This is a genomic window from Streptomyces katrae, from assembly GCF_000717655.1.
Classification (GTDB): Bacteria; Actinomycetota; Actinomycetes; order Streptomycetales; family Streptomycetaceae; genus Streptomyces; species Streptomyces katrae_B.
In genome coordinates this window covers 146,274-167,347 of record NZ_JNZY01000012.1, presented here as the reverse complement: position 1 = coordinate 167,347, position 21,074 = coordinate 146,274, and the positions used below count along the sequence as shown (strand labels likewise).

Below are 21,074 nucleotides of genomic sequence, written 5' to 3'. Positions count from 1 at the left end.
GGATCGGTCATCTCTGCTCGCGCCCTCGGAAGCAGGTGGACATGTAGTCGAATGTCCGGTTTGTCCTGCTTAAAATCCTGCGCCCGTACCTTCACGACGGCGTCCGTCGACTGTCACAGGCGCGTCACAGGGGCCGTCTTCCCGTACGTTCGCGCACGCGCCGCACCGCCAGGAGCAGTGCTCGGCGGTCTCAGAACCCCAGAAGGGACTGCTCGGCCCAGATGGTCTTGCCGACCGGGGCGTGCCGGGTGCCCCAGCGCTGGGCGAGCTGGGCGACCAGCAGCAGGCCGCGCCCTCCTTCGTCGAAGGTCCGGGCCCGCCGCATGTGCGGGGCCGTACTGCTCGTGTCGGAGACCTCGCAGATCAGGGTGCTGTCCTCGTGGATCAGCCGCAGCTGGATGGGCGGTTCGCCGTAGCGGATGGCATTGGTGACCAGCTCGCTGACCAGGAGCTCGGTGACGAAGGAGGCCTCCTCGAGCCCCCAGGCCGTCAGCTGGTCGGTGGTGCTCCGACGGGCCTGGGCGACGACGGCCGGGTCGGGGTTCAGGTCCCAGACGACGACCTTGTCCGAATGCAGGGCCCGGGTCCTGGCGACGAGCAGGGCGACGTCGTCATCGGGACGGTGGGTCAGCATGGCCGTCAGTACGCGGTCGCACACCGTCTCCAGCGTGGTGGCGGGACGGGTGAGAGCCGCGAACATGCTGTCCAGGGCCTCGTCGATGTCGTGCTCGCGGGCCTGCAGCAGGCCGTCGGTGTACAGGGCGAGGACGCTGCCCTCGGGAAGCTCGACCTCGACGGTCTCGAAGGGCAGGCCTCCCAGGCCCAGTGGCGGGCCGGCCGGGACGTCGAGGAGGTACACGGAGCCCTCCGGGGAGACCACGGCGGGCGGCGGGTGGCCGGCCCGGGCGACGGTGCATCGGCAGGTGACCGGGTCGTAGACCACGTACAGGCAGGTGGTGCCGATGCCCCCCGCGGTTTCCCCGACGCCGCCCCCGTCGGCCTCGTCGGCGGACAGGTGGATGATGAGGTCGTCGAGGTGGGTGAGCAGCTCGTCGGGCGGCAGGTCGACGTCGGCCAGGGTGCGGACCGCGGTGCGCAGCCGGCCCATGGTGGCGGCGGCGCGGATGCCGTGGCCGACGACATCGCCCACGACCAGGGCCACCCGTGCACCCGACAGCTGGATCACGTCGAACCAGTCGCCGCCCAGGCCGGCCGCGGTACCCGCGGGCAGATAGCGGGAGGCGATCTCCAGTGCGGCCTGGGTGGGCAGCGTGTGCGGCAGCAGGCTGCGCTGCAGCGTCATCGTCGAGGTGTGCTCCCGCGAGGATCCGCGCGCGTCGTGGATGCTGACGGCCGCCCTGGTCGCCAGCTCCTCGGCCAGCTGCAGGTCCTCCGGCAGGAACGGCTCACTGCGCCGGTGACGGCCGAAGACGGCCACGCCGAGGATGACACCGCCGGCCTGCAGCGGCACCACCATCACGGAGTGGGTCCCGTACTGGCTGATCCACGCGGCGGCCCTCTCGTCCTCGGCCACCCACTGGGCGAGTGCCGGGTCGGTCGGCCCGTGCACGGTGCCGCGCCCTGTGGCCAGACACTCGGCGGGCGGCGACAGCGCCGGATAGCTGGTCGTCCCGCCGACCGCGACCTGGGACTCCGGGTTTCCCTCGAGGACCGACCGCACAGCGGTACGGCACACGGTGACCGGCCCCGAGGCGGGGCCGGCGGACGGCTCGTCACCGCGCGGCGGAGGGTCCAGCAGGTCGATGAACGCGAAATCGGCCAGCCGGGGGACGGCGACGTCGGCCACCTCCTGCGCGGTGTGGGCGGTGTCCTGCGCGGTGCCGATGCGGGCGTCCGCGACGTCCGGCACGAGGATCCGCTGCCGGTCACCCTCGCCCGCCGTCCTCTCGTGCGCGGCCAAGGACACGGCGCGCACCCGGCCGTCCGGGTCACACAACGGGGCCAGCGAGGTCGCCCAGCCGTGCGGGGTGCCCGCGCGCGGGGAACGGACGAAGGAATCCACGTACTGCGCCTCACCGGTCTCCAGGACCAGGCGCATCCTCCCCTCCGTCTCGTCGCTCACGGGATCGGGCGCGATTTCCGGCAGCCGCAGCCCGCGCATCTCGTCTTCCGTGAGCGAGAGCGTGCGCTCCATGCCGGCGTTCGCCCGCACCAGCCGCAGGTCCGCATCGAAGATCGCCAGGAAGCAGGGGGACTGGGTGAACGCCCATTCCTTCAGCGGTTCGCCCCAGGGCGGGCCGGGCGCCCTCGTGACGGCGGACACCACGAGCCACCGGGCGGTCCCGTCGGTGGACGCCAGGCGGTGCGCGAGCAGTCCCACTTGCATCCGCCGGCCGTCGCGGTGCCGCAGCGCCACGGTGCCGCTCCACCGCTCCTGGCCGGCCGGGATCCGCGCCGAACCCTCTCCGAGGCCGTCGGCGAGGAGTTCGGCGGCGGGCACCCCCACGATCTCGGACGGCGTGTAGCCCAGCAGCCGACGGGCATCGTCACTCCACTCCGTCACGATGCCCTGCTCGCTGATGGTGGCCGTGGCCGTGTAGGCCGACTCGAGGGAGGCGTTCGTTTCCTCCGGCCGCTCACCAGGAAAGCTGGGAAGTTGCTCCATCGCCGCTCATCTCGCCCTCGCTAGTTCCTCTGCCGCTGTCCCACGGCAACCCCTGCACGGCCAGGCGCTCCACTGACAAGCATCATCCGGCAGGGCAAGGAGCACCAACGCAGTGCTGCCAAGGGGGGCGCTCAGCAGGCCGGCCCCGAGGGGAGGGCCGCAGCGACGCCCGGTGACGGGGCGGGGTGCGCGAGGACGAGGGCGAGGACCGCGTCTCCCGCCCGCCACAGCATCGCGCGGCGCCGTCCGCTGAGTGCGGGAGGTTCCAGGCCGGTGATCCGGACGCGGCGCGGAGCGTCACCGAAGATGCCGCTGCGGTCGGCCTTGACCGCGGCTTCCTTGAGCGCCCAGGCGCCGGCCAGGACATCGGGCCGGTCCGTGCCGATGAGGGAGAGTTCCGCCGGGGAGAAGGCGTGGTCCCCGACACGGCGGACCGTGGCCGCCGATTGCGTCTCGCACAGGTCCACTCCGACCGGTTCCGGTGCGAGGGCCGCGGCGACGTGCCCGGCGGTGTGGCTGATGGAGACGTTCACGGCCGGCAACGGATTGCCGCCCACGACGACGTACGGACTGCCGTCGGCACGAGGGAGGATCTCCACGTCGTCCGCGGGCGCGCCGAAGGCTTCGCCCACCAGGTGCTTGGCGAGCACACGGCCGGCCACCCATTCGGCCTGCCGCCAAGCCGGCAGCGCGTGGACCACGCGCCGCTCGGCCGGCGAGAGGTGCGGCGGGAGAACCCGTGAGGCGGGCGCCGTCTGCCACAGGCCGGAGCGGTGGGCCACGACGAGGCCGGCTCCGCACCATCGGTGGACGTGGCCCGGCGTGATCGGCGGGAAGGTGGTGTCCATGGCGGCGGGATCAGGCGGCCATGGCCCGGTCGAGGTGCCGCAGCTCGTGCTCCAGCGCGGTCACGGCGTGACGGATCTGGTCGGAGGTGTGGTCACAGGTGATGAAGAAGCGCAGCCGGGCCATCTCCTCGGGTACGGCCGGGTAGAGGATGGGATTGACGCTGATGCCCTGCTGGAACAGGGCCTCGGCGAGTCGCAGGGTCTTCAGGGAGTCCCCGACGATGCACGGGACGACCGGGGTGTCCTGACTGTCCCCGACGTCGATGCCCGCATCGCGCGCCAGGCGGACGAACAGCGCTGCGTTCTCCGCAAGGCGCGCCACGCGCTGCGGCTCGGCGCGCAGCAGTCGCAGCGCGGTCAGCGAGGCGGCGGTGTCGGCCGGGGTCATGCCGGCGCTGTAGACGAAGCCCGGAACGGTGTAGCGCAGGTACTCGACGACCGAGCGGCTCCCGGCGACGTAACCGCCGCAGCTCGCCAGCGCCTTGGACAGCGTGCCCGACCACAGGTCGACGGCCGTGCGGTCGGTGCCGCAGTACTCGCCGATGCCCCGCCCGGTCGCGCCGATCGTCCCGATGCTGTGCGCCTCGTCGATCATCAGCAGCGCACCGTGCCGGCGCTTGACCTCGACGAGGGCGGGCAGGTCGGCGATGTCGCCGTCCATGCTGTACACGCCCTCGACGACGACGAGGACCCGTCGGTACTCGTGGCGGACCTGGCCGAGGATCGCGTCGAGCGCGGCTGCGTCGTTGTGGGGGAACGGCCGCCGGGTCGCGCCGGAGAGCTTGCAGCCCTGCAGGATGCTGTCGTGGGCGAGGGAGTCGTGGACGACGAGGTCCCCGGGTCCGACGAGGTGTCCGATCACGGTCACGTTGGTGGCGTGCCCATTGGCCAGGGTGAGGGCTCCTTCGCATCCGAGCAGGTCGGCGAGTTCCGTCTCGAGCTCCAGGTGGAGCGGACGGCTCCCGGACAGCAGCCGGCTGGCGGACACCGACGTGCCGCAGCGTGCGATCGCCTCCTGGGCCGCCGCGGTCATCCGGGGGTGCGTGGCCATGCCCAGGTAGTTGTAGCTGGAGAACGATACGAGTTCCCGGCCATCGATGACGGTCGTGTCGGTGATGCCGCCCTCGTGGACGAGGAAGTACGGATTGCGCAGCCCCGTCCCGGCGAGCGCGGCGAGACGCTCGTCGTGGGCCGCGACCTCCGGGAAGCACTCGATCCGCGTCTGCTCCTGCGGCAGCGGGGCGGGGGCCGGGGCTGCCGAGGGCAGGCCGGCGGGCGGCAGGGGCCGGGCTTGGTGGTCCTGGTCGGCGCGCTGTACGGGGACGGCAGCCGGTGCGGCGTCGGCGGGGCCGCCCGCGATCAGCGCGGCGATCCTCCCGGCGGTCGGCCGGTCGGCAGCCCGCTCGTCGAACGTCCACCGCGGCCACTGCCGCTGGAGGGAGGCGAACAGATCGGTCAGCATGAGCGAGTCGAAGCCGAGATCGTCGATCAGCAGCTGGTCGCCCCGCAGATTGCTCACGGGGAACGCACTGATGCGGGCCACGTGCGCGAGCACGGCGTCGGTGACCTCGTCGATGCCACGGATCGGCGACGGTTCCTTGTCGGCCGGCGCGCGAACGGCGGGCGGGTCGGCGGGGGCCGGAACGGCCGGGTCGGGAACGGCCGGGGCAGCGGGCACGGGTGCGCGTACGGGAACTGCCGTGGCCGGGCCGGTGACCTGGGCGGCGGGGTGCTGCACGGGCAGCGGCCCGGTGAGGCGGCCGAGCAGCGTCACCTGCTGGCGGACCAGCTGGAGCAGTTCGTTCACCGGGTCGTGCACCGAGTCGCTCACCCGGTCGTTCGTCGTGGCATGCGTCGGGGCGTTCATCGAGCTCTCCTGGGGCGGTGCGGGCTGGGGCGGGAGGGTGGCGGCGGGGGTGTCCTGCGGCGCAGGGCGCATGCTCCGCACCCAGTACGACTGGGTGTCGAGCCTGGCCACCGGCAGGTCCAGCAGACGGCGGGCTTCCCCGGGAACCAGAGCGCGCGGGTCGACCGGGGCACCCAGGACCGAGAGCCGGGCGAGGGCCCGGACGAAGCCGCGTCCGCCGTCCGGTACGGCCTCTGCGGCGGGGACGGCGTGGACGTCGTCGTGGCCGCTGAGGTTGCGGCGGACCGAGGCGAGCAGCGAGTTCCCGCCGGTCACCTGGAGGAAGACGCGGGCCCCCTGCTCGTAGGCGGTCCGGACGGCATCGCCGAAGCGGACCGGCGCGGACGCGTGCCGGGACCACAGCTCGCGCAGCCGGTCGGCGTCGGTGCAGACCGCAGCGTCCACGGACGACACGAACGGCAGGGCGGGGCTGGCGAGGGGCCGGTCGGCGAGGTACGCGCCCAAGGCCTCGTCGGCGGCGGCGAACAGCGGCGAGTGGAAGGCGCCCGACACCTCGAGGGGCAGCGTGACGACCCCGGCCTCGGCACACGCGCGCCGCAGGACGGCGAGCCCCCGCAGGGAGCCGCTGACCACGAGCTGCCGCGGCTGGTTGAAGCAGGCGAGCCAGAGGTCGTCGATGCCGGCCATGAGCCGACGGCAGGTCGCCTCGTCGCCCTGCACGGCGAGCATCCCGCCCCGGGAGCCGGTCTCGGCCCGGCGGAGGGCTGCGCCCCGGTGGCCCAGCAGCCGGACGGTGGCCTCGTCGGTGAGGGCTCCGGCCGCTGCGGCCGCGGCGAATTCTCCGACACTGTGGCCCAGGGTGAGGTCGGGTGTGAGGCCGCAGTCGGCGAGGAGGTGAGTGGCGGCGATCTGGACGGTACCGAGCAGCGGCTGGCACACGTCGGTGGCCGCGAGCCGCTGCCTCAGCTCCTGGTCGTCGCCCCCGGCCTGGGCCTCGCCGTACAGCAGATCGGTGAGGTCGAAGTCGAGGTTCCGCCGGGCCACGGCGCCGAGGGCGTCGACGGTTGCCCGGAAGCCGGTGAACCTCTCGTAGAGGTCCTGCATCATGCCCGGCCGCTGACTTCCCTGCCCGGGGAAGAGGAAGGCGATACGGCGCTGCGCGGGCGGCAGGGGGGCGTCGGCGGCGAAGGCGCCGTCGCCGAGGTCGCCCCGGGCGCCGTCGGCGAGCTGGCGGCGGGCCTCGCGCAGCCGCCGGACGAGTTCGTCCGTGTCGGCGGCGACGATCGCGAGCCGGGCGGTCAGCGGCTCACGCGCACCCAGGGTGTGGGCCACGGCGGCCACCGGCGGGCCGTCCGCCGTGTCGAGTGCGTCGAGAACGTCGCCGATGTGCTCGTCCAGCAGCTCGGGGTTGCCGGCCGAGAGCAGGACGAGCTGGGGGCCGCCGGCTCCGGTCCGTTCGGCGGGGCGGTCGACGGCAGGGGCGGGCGCCTCCTCCAGGACCACGTGGACGTTCGTGCCGCCGAAACCGAACGAGCTGACGGCGGCACGCCGCGGGGTGCCCGTGGCCCGAAAGGGCCGTACGGTGTCGGCGAAGCGCAGGCCCGCCGAGGCGATGCCCAGCTCCGGATGGGGCGCGGTCTCCGGCTGCGGCACGATCGTGCGGTGGTGGACGACCAGGGCCGTCTTGATCAGCCCCGCAATGCCTGCCGCGGACAGCGAGTGCCCGATGAGGGCCTTGCCCGCCCCGAGGTAGCACAGTGCCGGGTCGTCGTCGGGGAACTCGGTGCGCAGTCGGCGCAGCGCCTCCACCTCGGCACGGTCTCCGACGGTGGTGCCGGTGCCGTGGGCCTCGATGAAGCCCACGGACGAGGGGGTTACCCCCGCGTCGTCGTAGGCCCGGTGCATGGCGCGCAGCTGGCCTTGGGGGGTGGGAGTCAGCGGTCCGGGGGACGCGCCGTCGTTGGCCGAGCCGATGCCCCTGATCACCGCGTAGACGCGGTCGCCGTCGGCGAGGGCGTCCGCGAGCGGCCGTATGACGACGGTGCCGGCGCCTTCGCCGAGGACGAAGCCGTCGGCCGCCTCGTCGAACGGGCGGCACACCCCGGTCGCGGACAGCGCGCGGAGCTTGGAGAAGCCGACCAGGCTGTCGGGGGTGAGGTTGAGGTACACGCCGCCGACGACGGCGATGCGGCAGGTGCCCCGGCCCAGGTGGGCGATCGCCTGGTCGAGGGCGACCAGTGAGCCCGAGCAGGCGGCGTCGACGGCGAAACTGGGGCCTCCGAGGTCGAACTGCCGGCTGACCGTGCCCGCCGCCATGTTGAGCAGGCTCCCGGGCAGCGTGAAGCTCTGGACGGTGCCGAGCCGGGCTGCCTCTTCCCTGGCGCCGTCGAGGCCGCCGGGGTGGTCCGCCGCGGGCGACTCGTCGGCCAGGGCGATGACCCGGAGGGGAGCCGCCATGAGGTCCTTGTAGTCGGACACCGATATGCCGAGGAAGACCCCGGTGTTCTCGCGGTCGAAGTCGCCACGGCCCAGCCCCGCGTCGTCGAGGGCCTCGCGGGTGACGTCGAGCATCAGCCGGTGCTGCGGGTCCATGGCCCGGGCGCGGGCGGGGGGCACCCCGTAGTGCGGGGCGGCGAAACGGTCCACGGCATCCAGGAAGGCGACCTGGTCGGTGTACGCGGCGTGGGGGGCCGACGGGTTGTCGGGGTCGTGGAAGGTGCCGTGGTTCCAGCGTTCCGCCGGGACGGCGGAGAACTGGCGTTCCCCGCTCAGCAGGAGCTTCCAGTAGGCGCGGATGTCGGGGGCGCCGGGGTAGCGGCAGCCGAGTCCGGTGATGGCGATGTCGGTCATGACGGGTCTTCTTCCTTTGCGTGGTGCCCCGGGCGGACGGCGACCAAGGCGGTGGGGACGGGCTCTGCACCGGGGGAGTCGGCGGTGCGAGGGGGTGGGGGCAGGTGAGGCCGCGAGGACGGCGGGGCACCCCTGCCGGCCGGGCGGGGAACGGACGCCGGATGCGGCACCTTGCGTCCGATCGGCCAGGGCGCCCACCAGTTCAGGCCTCCCGCCAGGCGCATGAGCGCCGGTACGAGGACGCCCCGCACGAGGGTGGCGTCGAGGAGGACGCCGAGGCCTGCGCCGATCCCGAAGAACTGCAGCAGCGAGACCTGGGAGGTGCCGAAGCTCAGGAGCGTGAACGCGAGGAGCGAACCGGCGGTCGTGACGATGCCGCCCGTGTGGGCTATGCCCGAGACGATGGAATCAGCGTTGTCCTGCCCGGCCTCGTGCGCCTCCTTGATGCGCGCGAGGACGAACACCTCGTAGTCCACCGAGAGCCCGAAGACGATGCAGAACAGCAGCACCGGCATGGTCGTACTGAGGGGGCCGGGCGTGAAATGGAGCAGGTGCCGGAGATGGCCGGTCTGGAAGACCCACACCATCGCCCCGAGGACGGCCGCGAGGCTCAGGGCGTTCAGCGCGATGGCCTTCAGCGGCAGCAGCAGGCTTCGCGTGAAGCCGAGCAGCAGGACGAACGTGGTGACGGTGATCAGGGAGAGCGCCAGCGGAAGCCGGCCTCCCACGGTGGCCTTGGCGTCGACCAGGACCGCGCTCGGTCCGCCGACGAGGACGTCGGTGCCCGCCGGGGCGGGAGTCGCGCGGACGGCGTGCACGAGCTGCTGGGCGGCGCGCGACTGCGGGTCCGCCTGCGGCACCACGGAGAGCCGGGCCGGACCGTCGCCGACGGGCTTGGCCACGGTTCCGGCGGAGCCGGGGGCCGCTGCCTTCTCTCCCTGCCGGAAACTGCCCTCGGGCCCCATGACGCGGGCGACCTGCGGGAGCGCGGACAGCCGGCGGGCGTAGTCCTCCCGGGCCGGCGAGGACGCCTTGCCCGTCATGACGACCGTGAGCGCGCTCGGGCCGTTCATGTCGAACGCACCGCGCACCAGGTCCCCGGTCTGACGGCTGGACGAGCTCACGGGCAGCGCCCGCTCGTCAGGGGTGGCGAAACCGGCGTGCGCGAACGGCCCGGCGAGCACCACGAGCAGCCCGATCACCGGCAGCGCCGCGATCAGCGGCCTGCGTACGACGATCTGCGCCAGCCCGCGCCAGAAGCGCGACTCCGAGCCGGCGTGGGCCCGGCGGCGCCACGGCACGGCCCAGGCGTTCACCCGCCTCCCGAGCAGCGCGAGCAGGGCCGGCAGCACCGTGACGGCGCTCACCGCAGCGATCGCCACCACGGCGATGCCCGCATACGCGAAGGAGCGCAGGAAGTACGGCGGGAACACCAGCAGCGTCGCGAGCGCGGCGGACACCGTGGCGGCACTGAAGAGGATCGTGTGGCCCGCGGTGCGCACGGTCCGTATGGCGGCGCTGCGCGAGCCGTGTCCGTCGGCGAGCTCCTCGCGGAACCGGGAGACGATCAGCAGTCCGTAGTCGATGCCCAGCCCGAGGCCGAGCGCGGTGGTGAGGTTCAGCGCGAACACGGACACGTCGGTGACGGCTCCGAGCAGGCTCAGGACCAGCAGCGTCCCGGCGATGGCCAGAACCCCGATCAGCAGGGGCAGCGCCGCGGCCACCACACTGCCGAACACCAGGACCAGCAGGATCAGGGTTCCCGGCAGCACGACGGACTCGGCCCGCTTCAGGTCGGACTCCGAGAGGTCCTGGAGCTCGGCGTCGATGAGCGCCGGTCCACCGACGTGCACCGTGAGGGGCGTCGTGGCAGCCGTCGGGGTGGTCAGCTCCTTGCTCAGCTGCCTGACCCGCGTTCCGAGCTGTTCGCCCTCGCCGTCCACGTGCGCGACGAGCATGGCCGCGTGGCCGTCCCGGCTGCGCAGCTCCGCCGCGTTGCCGGTCCAGTACGAGGTCACGGCGCTCACGTGCGGTTCGGCGCGGAGGCGTCCGGTCAGGGCCTCGCCGGCGCTCCGGGCTGCCGGGGCGTCGACGGAACCGGCGCGGGCCTGCGCGACGACGACCAGGTTGGGGGGCGCCCCCAGGTGCTCGGCCGCCACGCGGGCGGCGCGGCTGGACTCCGATCGCGGATCGTCGTACCCCTGCGTCTTCAGCCGGCCGGTCGCCTCTGCGCCGAACACGGCGGACAGCAGGAGAAACACGAGCGCGGCGAAGAGGACGAGCCGTGGGCGGCGGGTCACGAAGACCCCTGCGCGACGGGACATGAATGCCTCCGGTCGGTTGGTGTTTCGCTCCTGCTCTTGAGCAGGACGGTCGATTTCCACCGTGCCGGGAGGAGGGAGGGGGCCATAGCCCCGGCTATTCGTTACTTGACAGGCCGCTTCGTACGGGGCAGAAGAGTTCACCCCGGCACGGCGGCCGGCTTCTATCAAGACCGGTTCTGGGCGTCAAGTCACGTGTTCGAGTGGCGTGACGCGGGTTCTGCCTTCGGGTTTATTTGGAGTACGCCCTCACCGGGGAACTCCCGGAGACGGTTTACCCGCCTTTTCTTATCCCGAATGGAGAATCCTCATGTCTGAGCGTTTTTGGACCCGTCGTATCGTCCTGGCCGGAGCTTCCGTCGCGCTGGTCGGTGGTGGCATCGCACTGCCGGCGACCGCCATGGCCGCACCCGTCGCCGCTCCGCAGCAGGCCGTCACCCTCCTTCCCCAGGACAGCGCCGACGGAATCGGTACCGGCGGCGACGCCAACGCCGAGAACACCACGGTCGGCGGCGAGGCCAAGGGTGGCAACGCCAGCACCGGCGTCGGCAACTGCGAGGGCGGGTGCGAGGTCACCACCGGCAACGCCACCGGCGGTGACGCCAGCGCCGACGCCATCAACACCGGTGACGCCACCGCCGTCGGCGGCGACGGCACCGGCACGGGCGGCCAGGTGAACAAGCAGGACATCAAGCTGCAGCTGAAGGAAAACCTGAAGCAGAAGCTCGGCAAGTGAGGGCGGAGCACCGCCCCCGCACGACGGACGCCGGAGAGGCCCACAGCCTCTCCGGCGTCCGTTCCGTGCTGGTCCGGCTCGTCAGCCGTTGCCGCCCGTGGCCGTCGCGTCACCGGTCACGGCCGTTGCGTTGCCGGTGTTGAGGGCGTCGGCGCTGGCGTCACCGCCCGTCGCGGCACCCGTGGTGATGGTGCACCTGCCGATGCAGGTGCCGACACCGGAGTTGGCGTTGCCGCCGGTGGCGGTACCGCCCACCGTGGTGTTCGCGGCAGTGGCATCGCCGCTGACGGCGCTGGCGTCACCCCCCGTGCCCGTGTCGCTGTCACCCATGGCCCGCGTGCCCTGCCCGGCCGAGTTCACGGTCTCGGACGTGCCGCGCAGGACGTCACCGCTCACGGCGGTGTTGACGCTGTCCTGGCACAGGCCGCTGCACACGTTGAAGGCGCCGTCGCCCACGGCGGTGTTCGTGCTGGTGCCGCAGAGGCCCACGCACTCGTTGAACGCGCCGACCCCCACGGTCGTGTTGGTGCTGCCGTCGCAGAGCCCCCGGCACACGCCGGAGGAACCGTCGCCCACGGCCGTGTTGGCGCTGTCGTGGCAGATGCCCTCGCACACGCCGGAGGTGCCGTTGCCTGCGGCGGTGTTGGTGCTGTCGTGGCAGATCCCCCTGCACACGGACGGTGCGCCGTCCGTTGCGGCAGTGGTGATGCTGGCGTAGCCGTACTGGGGGAATGCCGGTGCGGCCATCGCGGTCGCCGGCAGGGCCACGACGCCGGTCAGTGCCACGGAAGCCGCGGCCAGCACGATACGACGGGTCCAGGAACGCTCATTCATCGGAATTCTCCGGGATTCTTGTGCGAGGTCTTCGCCTGGGGCCAAGCAGGCGGGCGCTGAGGCTGCCGGTCGGATACGCCCGGTGCTCTGCAGACGCCGGGGATCCCTGGGCTTATGCGAGGTTGACGTTAGCGTGTGGATCATGCTGCGAGCAGGATCTGGCGGGGCGCGGCGTGTTCCCGCCGCATCCCGGTATCAAGATCGCATTCCGGCGTCAAGTCACGTGTTCGAGTGGCGTGACGCGGGCTCTCCGACAGGGTTTATTTGAAGTGCGCCCTCACCGGGGAACGCCCCGGAGAGCGTGAAGCCGGAACGAATCTCCGGACTTTTCCGCGGGGCGGAATGCGACCCTTTTCATACCGAATGGAGAATTGCCATGTCTGAGCGTTTCTGGACCCGTCGTATCGTCCTGGCCGGAGCTTCCGTGGCGCTGATCGGCGGCGGTGTCGCGCTGCCGGCGACCGCGATGGCCGCGCCGACCGCAGCCCCGCAGCAGGCCGTCACGCTCCCCCAGGACAGCGCCGACGGCATCGGCGTCGGCGGCAACGCCAATGCCGGGAACACGACCGTCGGCGGTACCGCCCGCGGCGGCAACGCCGGCACCGGCGTCGTCGACTGTGCGGGCGGGTGCACGGTCACCACCGGTGCCGCCCGCGGTGGCAACGCCAGCGCAGACGCCGTCAACACCGGCGACGCCACCGCAGTGGGCGGCAACGGCACCGGCAACGGCGGGACCGTCACCACGCAGGACATCAAGCAGGAGGTCCTGCAGAACCTGAAGGCGAAGCTCGCCCGCTGAGGGCCGACACCCCACAGCCCCCCACACGGACGCCGGAGAGGTCCACAGCCTCTCCGACGTCCGCACGTCCGGTGGCTCAGCCGCCGTCCTGCATGGTCTCCAGTGCCTCTTTGGCCCGCTTCTCCATCTCCTCCCGGGGGACGTCCGCCACGTGCGTGGCGATGTTCCAGCGGTGGCCGAAGGGGTCTTCGAGCTGCCCGGTGCGGTCGCCGTAGAACTCGTCCTTGACCGGGGACACCTCCGTGGCGCCGCGGGAGAGGGCCTCCGCGAAGACGGCGTCGACGTCCTCGACGTACACGTGCAGGGTGATGGGCGTGCCGCCCACCGACTTCGGCGAGCGGAATCCGATCTCCGGGTACTCGTCGGCGAGCATGATGACCGAGTTGCCCAGCTCCAGCTCGGCGTGGCCGATCCTGCCGTCGGGGGCCGGCATCCTCATCCGCTCGGTCGCGCCGAGCACGGACACGTAGAAGTCGATCGCGGCTGCGGCCCCATCGGTACAGAGGTACGGCGTGACCCGCGGATACCCCTCGGGAATGGGTTTGACGGCCACCGGGCTCCCGCCCTTCCGAACCGTGGCGATCACGCCGACCGCCGTCTGCGCCCACTGATATCCCGATCCCGCAGGGCACGCTCCGGCGCCGCGCTGCACCTCCGCACCGGTTGCCCCGAAGGGCCCACGGCCGCGTCGCGTGGCACGCCGGCGGCGGGGAGCCGTGGAACGGGGTCAGCGGACCGCGACCACCACGTGGCTGTTGCCGAACTGCCAGACCGTTCCGACGTGCTCGAAGCCCGCCTCGCGCAGCAGTGCGAGGTGGTCGGTGAGGGTCAGGTCGTTGCCCTCGCACCGCGGGTGGGCGCGGCGGTCGCGGGCAGCGAGGAGGGGCGTCAGCTCGGGGTCGGTCCGCACTGCCGACCACCACGACTCCCAGTCCTCGTGCGCCAGGGCCTGCTGGCGCTCGGCGCGTCGCCGGCCGATGTCGACGGCGAGCTCGTGGACCTTGGGGGAGTCCGGTTCCAGGTGGTCGCCGTTGACGAGGACTCCGCCGGGCCGGATGCACCCGGCCAGCTCCTCGTACGTCCGCCGCAGGGTGCCCTCGCCGAGGTAGTGCAGGGCCGTCGTCGAGACGGCGGCGTCCACCGGGCGCTCCAGCGCGAGCCCGTCGAGCCAGCCCGGCTCCCCGATCGAGGCCTCGGCGAAGCGCAGGGCCGCTCCGTGGTGCGCCCGCCCGAGTTCCAGCAGCAGCGGATCGGCGTCGACGCCCACGACCTCGGCCGCGGGCATGCGCTCCGCCAGACGCGCCGCCAGCGACCCCGGTCCGCATCCCAGGTCGACGAGGAGGGGAGCCGCGCAGCCCGCCGTCACGCGCTCGACCACGTCGGAGATGACGGTGAACCGCTCCTCGCGGTCGACCGCGTAGCGCTGTTGCTGCCGTTCCCAGCGTTCCACCCATCGGCCGGCCGCCACCGTGTGCAGGTTCATGTTTCTGTCCGCTCGTGCCTCTGCCGTTCTCACGGCCCTGAACTCCACATGAAAATCATTGCAGATTGGCGAGGGTGGCGAGCAACGCCTCGATCTCCTCCACCGTGTTGTACAGGTGCAGGCTCACCCGCACGGATCCGTCCTTCACCCGGGCGCCCGCCTGGCAGTGTCCGTCGGACCGGACCATGAACCCGTGGCTGTAGAGGATGAACCCGAGATCGCGGGATTCGATCTCGCGGTGCCGGAACGCCACGATGCTCCGGCGCTTCTGGACCTCGGAGCCGGCCGCCAGGCTGGAGCGGCAGCCGAGCACCTCGTACGCGTCCAGCCGGCTCAGGCCGTCCGTCAGCCGCGCCGCCAGCGCCACCGTCCAGGCCTCGATCCGGTCCGTGCCGGCCGCGTCGAGCCAGTCGAGCGCGGCCGTCAGGCTTGCGATGCCGACGGTGTTCGGCGTGCCGGCCCAGCCGCCCGGCCGGAACTCCGGACCCCGTCGGCCACGGGCCCAGACCGCACCGGTGCCCGGCAGCGCCAGGGCCTTGTGGCCGGAGAACACCACGAAGTCCACGTCGAGTCCGGAGACGGAGAACGGCAGGTGGCCGATGCTCTGCGCGGCGTCGAGACAGATCGGGACGTCCGGCCCGACCACCCGGCGGATCCGGTGCACGTTCATGTCGGCGCCGTAGACGTGGTGCACATGGGTGGCCGCGACGAAACGGGTGCGGGGACCGGCCGAGGCGGCGAGCGCCGCCGGGTCGTAGTCGCCGGAGCCGTCCTGGTACGGCAGCTCCCGGACCCGGATCCGTACGCCCTGCCGGGCCAGCAGCTCCCGTACCTCCAGCCACGGCGCCAGGTTCGCCTCGTGGTCGGCGAACGGGACGACGATCTCGTCCCCGTCGGTGAGCCGGGCCGCCAGCCAGTCCCGGGCGACGGTCCGCAGCCCCTCGGAGGCGCCGCTCGTGAAGTGCACCGACGACCCGTCCGGCTCGGGGTCTCCCAGGAACTCCTTGACCCGGCCGCGGGCCCGCTCCACCGTGGCCGTCGTCGCATTGGCCCAGGGGTACGAGCCGCGGCCCGCGTTGGCGTTCGAGGTGGTGAGGTAGTGCTGCGCGGCGTCCAGTACGGCCTGCGGCTTCTGCGCGGTCGCCGCGCTGTCCAGGTAGGCCAGTCCCGGGTTCGCCACGATGATCGGGAACTGGGCGCGCAACGGACGCTGCCAGGAACGCAGTTCCTCGAGGGTGTCGGTGCCGGCATCGGCCATGTCAGTCACGCACCAGCGGCGCGCCCGCGTCACGCCACGCGATGATCCCTCCCGCGAGGCTGCGTACGTCGGGATGGCCCATCCGGGTCAGGAGGGCTGCATAGCGCGCCGACTGCTCGCCGACCGGGCACGCCAGGAGGACGGGCTGCCGCTTGCTGAACGGCATTCCGCCCCGTACGAGTTCGTCGAAGAGCTCGTCGACGATGTTGACAGATCCGTCGATGTGCAGCGCGGCGTAGGCGAAGGAGCTGCGCAGGTCGATCACCAGCGGGCGCTCGGCCGCGAGCCACTTCTGGGCGTCGGCCACCTCGATGACCTGCGCCGCCCGTACCTCGGTGTCCGTCAGAGCGGTCACGGAGTTCCGCGCGGGCGGGCGGCCCAGCAGCTCGGGGCGGCGCTGCTTGACGTAGCCGAGATAGCTCTCCACCCGGTCGCAGACGATGAACACCGCGCTCCGGCGGTCCGGGCCCGTCAACTCCGCGTCGACCGGCCCCAGATGGCGGACCGTTCCCTGGTAGGCGGCGCCGCCGGTGGGCCCGGCGAGGATCCCGCAGCGCCGGACCAGGGTGAGCATGCCGTCGATGGCGTCGTCGGCGCTGACCGACTCGATCGTGTCGTACGTGGCCGGGTCGAAGAGGCCGACCTCGTGGACCTCGTCGATGTTGCGGATGCCGGGGATGAAATCCGACTTCTCGCCCACCAGCCCGATCACCCGTACGGCCGGATCGTGGGCGCGCAGGGCCCGGGCCACGCCCGTGGAGGAACCCGCCGTGCCGACGCAGGCGAGGAACCAGTCCGGGGCCCGGCCGTCCAGGTCCGCCACGATCTCCGGCCCCGTACCCGTCTCGTGCGCCTCGGTGTTCAGCGCGTTGAAGTACTGATCGGTGTGCAGGTGGGCACTGCCGGACTGGTTCAGCCTCTGGTGGAAGAGGGTCAGCGGGTCCTCGGTGTCCGTCGGGTCCAGGCATTCGCTGCGGCCCGGCAGCTCCTCGATCTCGGCGCCCAGCAGCAGGAGCAGGTCCTTGACCTCGGGGATGCGCATCCGGTTGGTGACGCTCTTGAACGACAGCCCGTGCATGGCGGCGATGACGGCCAGCGCCTTGGCCGTGTTGCCGCTGGACAGCTCGACGACCGTCTCGCCGCGCTCCCGGGCTCCGGGCAGACCGGCTCGGGCCATGTTCCAGGCAGCGCGGTCCTTGACGGAGCCGAAGGGGTTGAGCATCTCGAGCTTCGCGTAGAGGTCGATGCGGCGCAGGCCGTGTACCGCCGGATCGATGCGGACCAGCGGGGTGTTGCCGATCGTCTCGGTGATGCTGTCGTACCTCATGCCCGTCCCCCCGAATCGGTGATCGGCCGGTACTCCTCGATCGGCCAGTACTCCTCGTCCAGACACCAGCGCCAAGCGGTTCCTTCCGGTCCCTCCCGGACGGCCACCTTGCGGCCCACCGGCTGCTGTTGTGCGCGGGTGGCGCTGAAGTCCATGCAGTAACCGGCCGTGTTGGCGAAGCCGAGCAGGTCGCCCGGCCTCGGCAGGCGCGGCAGGAACACCGTTCTGCGGGTGACCAGATCGGCTTCCAGGCAGAGGTTGCCCATGAGGTGGACGCCGACCGGCTCCTGCGGGCCGGCGGGTTCGCCGTCGCGGGGCACGAGCACGGGGTCCATGAGGATGCCGTGGTCCTCCAGGCTGACGTCGTTCGCGTTCATGGCGAGGCGTACGAACGCAGGGCCCGCGTCCCGGTGCCGTACCTCCAGGACCCGGGCCAGCGACAGCCCGCACTGGTCGGTGAGGGCCCGGCCCGGCTCCGTGTACAGGTCGTAGAGGCTCTCCAGCAGCAGGGTGCCCAGCGGGCGGCCCAGCGTGGGGGCGGGCTGGGACAGGAGCGCGTCGAGGTAGCCGGCCCCGGCGACCGGGCGGTGGGCGGGGTACAGGCTCAGCGCGCCGCGGAGCGTACCGCCCTCGGCGTGCAGACCGTACCCGTGGCCGCCCCAGGTGAGCGGCGGGCGCCGGCCCATCACGGCGGCGGCGAGCTCGCTCGTGTAGCGGTCCCACTGGGCGGCGTGGGCGAGGTAGCCGACGCCGAAGCCGCCGCCGATGTCGACGGCTCGCGGCTGGAACCCCCGTAATCGCAGGTCGTCCATGGCGCGCAGGCAGCCTTCGAGGGCGATGGCCTTCTCGTCCGGGCTCGTGGTGTCGAGGTGGTACGCGACGCCGACCGGATCGAGGGAGTCCCGGTGGCGTTCGAGGAGGTCCAGCAGCGGGCCCAGTGCCTTCACGGACGTACCGAACCGGCTCCTGCGCGACAGCATCCTGGGTCCCGAGGTCTCGAACTCGCAGAGGCGCAGCAGGACCTTCGGGCGGGGCAGGCCGTGGCGCCGGACGAGGCCCGCCAAGGCCTCCAGCTCACCGGGGCCGTCGGCGTTCACGGTGACCCCGGACCGCGCGGCCAGCCAGAGGAACGCCGGATCCTTGGGGCCGGTCGCCATGATGCGGTCCGCGGTGAAGCCGTCGCCGAGGGCGTGCCGGAGCTCGCCGAGGGAGGCCACGTCCACGGCGGCGTCCGCGGTGGTGAGCCGCCGGACGAGGGACCGGGACCGGTTGGCCTTGTGGGCGAAGAAGACCTGCCCGCCGAGGCGGTGGCGGCGGTAGACGGAGTGGAAGCCCTCGGCGTTCTCCGCGATCTGGTCGGGCAGGAGGACGCCCAGGGGCGAACCGAGGGCGTCCACGAGCATGTGCAGGAACGGGGCCGAGCCGAGCAGCGTGCCGAGCCGTGGTGCCAACCGCGGTTCCAGGTACAGGGGGCCGGTGTCCATCGCAGCTGCTCCTCCCGCGCTCCGATCGTACGGCGATTTGCCTTGCGGCCCTGTTCCTGCCCTTCTGATCGGGTTCGGACGCGTGATGGAGGGAGATGACCGAAACGCGACGGGCGTGCCGGTGCACTGCGTTGGCTCAGGTGGCACACGCGCCTCACGCAGCTCACGAGCCTCTGCGGGTTTCAGAGGGCGAGGTACATGAGGATCTCGTCGCGGTCGTCGCCCGGTGCGACCCGCAGACCGCCGGGCCAGCGCCCGATCTCGCGCCAGCCCAGACGGCCGTAGAACTCCTCGAGCCCCAGCCCGGCGCGGACGGCGATGTGCAACTGCTCCAGCCCCATCTCCTGCCGGGCGAGATCGCTGACCCGGTGCATCAGCGCCGTGCCGATGCCACGGCCGCGGAAGTCGGGGTGGGTCATGACGTGGTTGACGGCGCCGCAGTGCGCGACGAGGGGATGCGGGTCACGGCGCAGAACCAGCCACCCGGCGAGCCTCCCGCCGGCCGTGGCGATCAGCATCCGGGCGCGGCGCGGATCGAGCCCGCCGACGAGCAGGCCCAGGGCCGGGTCGGCCTGGCCGGTGCTCACCGGGGGCATGGGGAGCCCCCGGGGGATGACGGCGCCCCCGGCGTTGATCACCCGTACCCAGCAGTCGACGAGCTGGTCCCGGAGTTCGGCGGTCAGCTCCAGGGGGCGGGTGATCTGGGCGAAGTCGAGTGGTTGCTGCGCGGCCATGGAGCGCAGCTTGCCAGACACGGCCGTCGACGGGTGCCCCCGGCCGGGTGAGGGCGAACCGGCCGGGGCGGGGCGCGCCGTGGGCGCCGGCGGTCGGTCCGTCGCGGCCGGGGCCGTACGCCCGAAGCGGCGGGCGGTGGGTACCAGCGCCGCCGCGGCCGGGTGCACGGGCAGCATCAGGCCCCGGGCGCCGGAAACGGGCCTGTCGGCTGCACGGTGTGCGCATCCCTGGTTTTCCACTCAAGCGATCTGACGCAAATGTCCTTATTTATCACATCTTCGTCAGTGAAGCAGAACACTCTCCGCAACGTTTTGCGCATGGATCTCGGGTACCCGGGCAAGCGGCCGGACTGCCGGTGCAACCGGCAGGGGGATTCGAAAGAAGCGAAAGGCCATACGCAACGTGACCGGAGCACAACAGAGCATTCATGTGGGCGGAGAGTGGCGCGCAGCCCTGTCCGGCGCCACCCGCGAGATCATCGACCCCGCCGACGCGACCCCGTTCGCGGTCGTGGCGGAGGGCGGTGTCCAGGACACCGACGACGCCGTGGCCGCGGCACGAGCCGCGTTCGACGACGGTGCCTGGCCGCGCACGCCGGTCGGTGAGCGGGCCGCTCTGCTGCGGCGGGTCGCCACCCTGCTGGAGCGCGACCGCGAGCGGATCGGCGCGCTGGAGAGCCAGGACGCCGGCAAGACGCTGGAGGAGGGGCGCGTCGACGTCGACTGCGTCCGCGACGCCTTCCTCTACTTCGCCGACCTCGTGGCGAACGAGGACGGCGGACGGGTCGTCGACGCCGGTTCCGACGAGATCCGCAGTGTCGTCGTCCACGAGCCGGTCGGCGTCTGCGCCCTGATCACGCCGTGGAACTACCCGCTGCTCCAGGCCAGCTGGAAGATCGCGCCCGCGCTCGCCGCCGGCAACACGTTCGTGATCAAGCCCAGTGAGATCACCCCGCTGACCACGGTCGTGCTGATCGAACTGCTCCTGGAGGCCGGACTTCCGCTCGGCGCGGCCAACATCGTCACCGGCCCCGGCGGCACCGTCGGCGCCCGGCTCGCCGAGCACCCCGACGTCGACCTCGTCTCGTTCACGGGCGGTCTCGTCAGCGGTACGAAGGTCGCCAGGGCGGCCGCCGACAGCGTGAAGAAGGTCGCCCTCGAACTGGGCGGCAAGAACCCCAACGTCGTGTTCGCCGACGCGTGCTCGACGTCCGAGGGGTTCGACACCGCCGTGGACCAGGCGCTCAACGCCGCCTTCATCCACAGCGGCCAGGTCTGCTCGGCCGGCTCCCGCCTCATCGTCGAGGAGTCGCTGCGCGAGCGTTTCGTCGCCGAGCTCGCCCGCCGGGCCGAGCTGATCCGGCTGGGACGCGGCACCGATGCGGGCGTCGAGTGCGGTCCGCTCGTTTCCGCGGCCCAGTTGGCGAGGACAGAGGAATACGTGGCCTCCGCTCTCGCCGAGGGCGCGGTCCTGCGTGCGGGCGGCGTGCAGCCGGCCGGTCCCGGCTACTTCTTCCGGCCCACGGTCCTGGACCGGTGCCACCGCGGCATGCGGGTCGTGCGCGAAGAGGTCTTCGGCCCCGTCCTCACCGTCGAGACCTTCCGCACCGAGGAAGAGGCCGTCGCCCTCGCCAACGACACCGAGTACGGCCTCGCCGGAGCGGTGTGGAGCTCCGACGAACAGCGCGCCCGGCGGGTCGCCGCACGCCTGCGCCACGGCACCGTCTGGATCAACGACTTCCACCCCTACCTGCCCCAGGCGGAATGGGGCGGCTTCGGCAAGTCCGGCATCGGCCGCGAACTGGGCCCCGGCGGCTTTGCCGAGTACCGCGAGGCCAAGCACATCTACCAGAACCTCGCCCCGCGCCCCGTGCGCTGGTTCGCGGGCGCGACGGCGAAGGGCTGAG

At 72.4% G+C, this 21,074-nt stretch carries 14 protein-coding genes; 3 read left to right on the top strand and 11 right to left on the bottom strand.

Features of this window, described 5'->3' with window-relative positions; genetic code table 11:
• Window positions 1-190: 190 nt before the first annotated feature.
• The 4 genes from IF09_RS0117945 to IF09_RS0117930 form a co-directional block, all read right to left on the bottom strand.
• A complete protein-coding gene (locus IF09_RS0117945; RefSeq protein WP_030296860.1) occupies window positions 191-2,626 on the bottom strand; it encodes a SpoIIE family protein phosphatase in 2,436 nt (811 codons plus the stop codon).
• A gap of 131 nt (window positions 2,627-2,757) precedes the next feature.
• Window positions 2,758-3,474 (bottom strand): 4'-phosphopantetheinyl transferase family protein, encoded by a 717-nt coding sequence (locus IF09_RS0117940; protein ID WP_030296858.1) that lies wholly within the window; start codon window positions 3,472-3,474, stop codon window positions 2,758-2,760.
• A 10-nt stretch (window positions 3,475-3,484) separates the two neighbouring features.
• Window positions 3,485-8,191 (bottom strand): type I polyketide synthase, encoded by a 4,707-nt coding sequence (locus IF09_RS0117935; protein WP_037635247.1) that lies wholly within the window; start codon window positions 8,189-8,191, stop codon window positions 3,485-3,487.
• Window positions 8,188-10,515, bottom strand: coding sequence for an MMPL family transporter (locus IF09_RS0117930; RefSeq protein ID WP_063607396.1), 2,328 nt, complete (start codon window positions 10,513-10,515; stop codon window positions 8,188-8,190). Before IF09_RS0117930 ends, IF09_RS0117935 begins: the two co-directional genes overlap by 4 nt.
• A 307-nt stretch (window positions 10,516-10,822) precedes the next feature.
• On the opposite strand from IF09_RS0117930, the gene IF09_RS0117925 reads away from it, so the two are divergent.
• Entirely contained in the window at window positions 10,823-11,248 is a 426-nt protein-coding gene (locus tag IF09_RS0117925; protein WP_030296854.1) for a hypothetical protein, read from the top strand.
• Window positions 11,249-11,329: 81 nt separating this feature from the next.
• On the opposite strand, the gene IF09_RS0117920 is transcribed toward IF09_RS0117925, so the two are convergent.
• A complete protein-coding gene (locus IF09_RS0117920) occupies window positions 11,330-12,082 on the bottom strand; it encodes a hypothetical protein (RefSeq protein ID WP_158710001.1) in 753 nt (250 codons plus the stop codon).
• A 376-nt stretch (window positions 12,083-12,458) separates the two neighbouring features.
• Between IF09_RS0117920 and IF09_RS0117915 the strand changes: the two genes are divergently transcribed.
• Entirely contained in the window at window positions 12,459-12,881 is a 423-nt protein-coding gene (locus tag IF09_RS0117915) for a hypothetical protein (RefSeq protein ID WP_158710000.1), read from the top strand.
• Window positions 12,882-12,957: 76 nt separating this feature from the next.
• Here IF09_RS0117915 and IF09_RS0117910 read toward each other — a convergent pair whose 3' ends face one another.
• The 6 genes from IF09_RS0117910 to IF09_RS0117885 all read right to left on the bottom strand — a co-directional run bounded on the left by IF09_RS0117910 (window position 12,958) and on the right by IF09_RS0117885 (window position 19,167).
• Window positions 12,958-13,467, bottom strand: a complete 510-nt coding sequence (locus tag IF09_RS0117910; protein WP_234321047.1) for a VOC family protein — start codon at window positions 13,465-13,467, stop codon at window positions 12,958-12,960.
• A 141-nt stretch (window positions 13,468-13,608) separates the two neighbouring features.
• Complete coding sequence (locus tag IF09_RS0117905; protein WP_030296847.1) at window positions 13,609-14,364, bottom strand: class I SAM-dependent methyltransferase; 756 nt, start codon at window positions 14,362-14,364, stop codon at window positions 13,609-13,611.
• 55 nt (window positions 14,365-14,419) lie between these two features.
• Entirely contained in the window at window positions 14,420-15,622 is a 1,203-nt protein-coding gene (locus IF09_RS0117900; RefSeq protein WP_030296845.1) for an aminotransferase class V-fold PLP-dependent enzyme, read from the bottom strand.
• A gap of 1 nt (window position 15,623) precedes the next feature.
• Window positions 15,624-16,949: a pyridoxal-phosphate dependent enzyme gene (locus IF09_RS0117895; RefSeq protein WP_030296844.1), complete on the bottom strand. Its 1,326-nt coding sequence runs from the start codon at window positions 16,947-16,949 to the stop codon at window positions 15,624-15,626.
• Window positions 16,946-18,433 (bottom strand): diaminopimelate decarboxylase, encoded by a 1,488-nt coding sequence (locus IF09_RS0117890; protein WP_030296842.1) that lies wholly within the window; start codon window positions 18,431-18,433, stop codon window positions 16,946-16,948. Before IF09_RS0117890 ends, IF09_RS0117895 begins: the two co-directional genes overlap by 4 nt.
• 182 nt (window positions 18,434-18,615) lie before the next feature.
• Window positions 18,616-19,167: a GNAT family N-acetyltransferase gene (locus IF09_RS0117885; RefSeq protein WP_030296837.1), complete on the bottom strand. Its 552-nt coding sequence runs from the start codon at window positions 19,165-19,167 to the stop codon at window positions 18,616-18,618.
• A 403-nt stretch (window positions 19,168-19,570) separates the two neighbouring features.
• On the opposite strand from IF09_RS0117885, the gene IF09_RS0117880 reads away from it, so the two are divergent.
• Window positions 19,571-21,073, top strand: a complete 1,503-nt coding sequence (locus tag IF09_RS0117880) for an aldehyde dehydrogenase family protein (protein ID WP_030296835.1) — start codon at window positions 19,571-19,573, stop codon at window positions 21,071-21,073.
• Window position 21,074 lies beyond the last annotated feature (1 nt).

Bases quoted from the DNA above. Each gene is read 5' to 3' on its own strand.
- IF09_RS0117945 (WP_030296860.1), bottom strand. From the start codon at position 2,626: ATGGAGCAACTTCCCAGCTTTCCTGGTGAGCGGCCGGAGGAAACGAAC.
- IF09_RS0117940 (WP_030296858.1), bottom strand. From the start codon at position 3,474: ATGGACACCACCTTCCCGCCGATCACGCCGGGCCACGTCCACCGATGG.
- IF09_RS0117935 (WP_037635247.1), bottom strand. From the start codon at position 8,191: ATGACCGACATCGCCATCACCGGACTCGGCTGCCGCTACCCCGGCGCC.
- IF09_RS0117930 (WP_063607396.1), bottom strand. From the start codon at position 10,515: ATGTCCCGTCGCGCAGGGGTCTTCGTGACCCGCCGCCCACGGCTCGTC.
- IF09_RS0117925 (WP_030296854.1), top strand. From the start codon at position 10,823: ATGTCTGAGCGTTTTTGGACCCGTCGTATCGTCCTGGCCGGAGCTTCC.
- IF09_RS0117920 (WP_158710001.1), bottom strand. From the start codon at position 12,082: ATGAATGAGCGTTCCTGGACCCGTCGTATCGTGCTGGCCGCGGCTTCC.
- IF09_RS0117915 (WP_158710000.1), top strand. From the start codon at position 12,459: ATGTCTGAGCGTTTCTGGACCCGTCGTATCGTCCTGGCCGGAGCTTCC.
- IF09_RS0117905 (WP_030296847.1), bottom strand. From the start codon at position 14,364: ATGAACCTGCACACGGTGGCGGCCGGCCGATGGGTGGAACGCTGGGAA.
- IF09_RS0117900 (WP_030296845.1), bottom strand. From the start codon at position 15,622: ATGGCCGATGCCGGCACCGACACCCTCGAGGAACTGCGTTCCTGGCAG.
- IF09_RS0117895 (WP_030296844.1), bottom strand. From the start codon at position 16,949: ATGAGGTACGACAGCATCACCGAGACGATCGGCAACACCCCGCTGGTC.
- IF09_RS0117890 (WP_030296842.1), bottom strand. From the start codon at position 18,433: ATGGACACCGGCCCCCTGTACCTGGAACCGCGGTTGGCACCACGGCTC.
- IF09_RS0117885 (WP_030296837.1), bottom strand. From the start codon at position 19,167: ATGGCCGCGCAGCAACCACTCGACTTCGCCCAGATCACCCGCCCCCTG.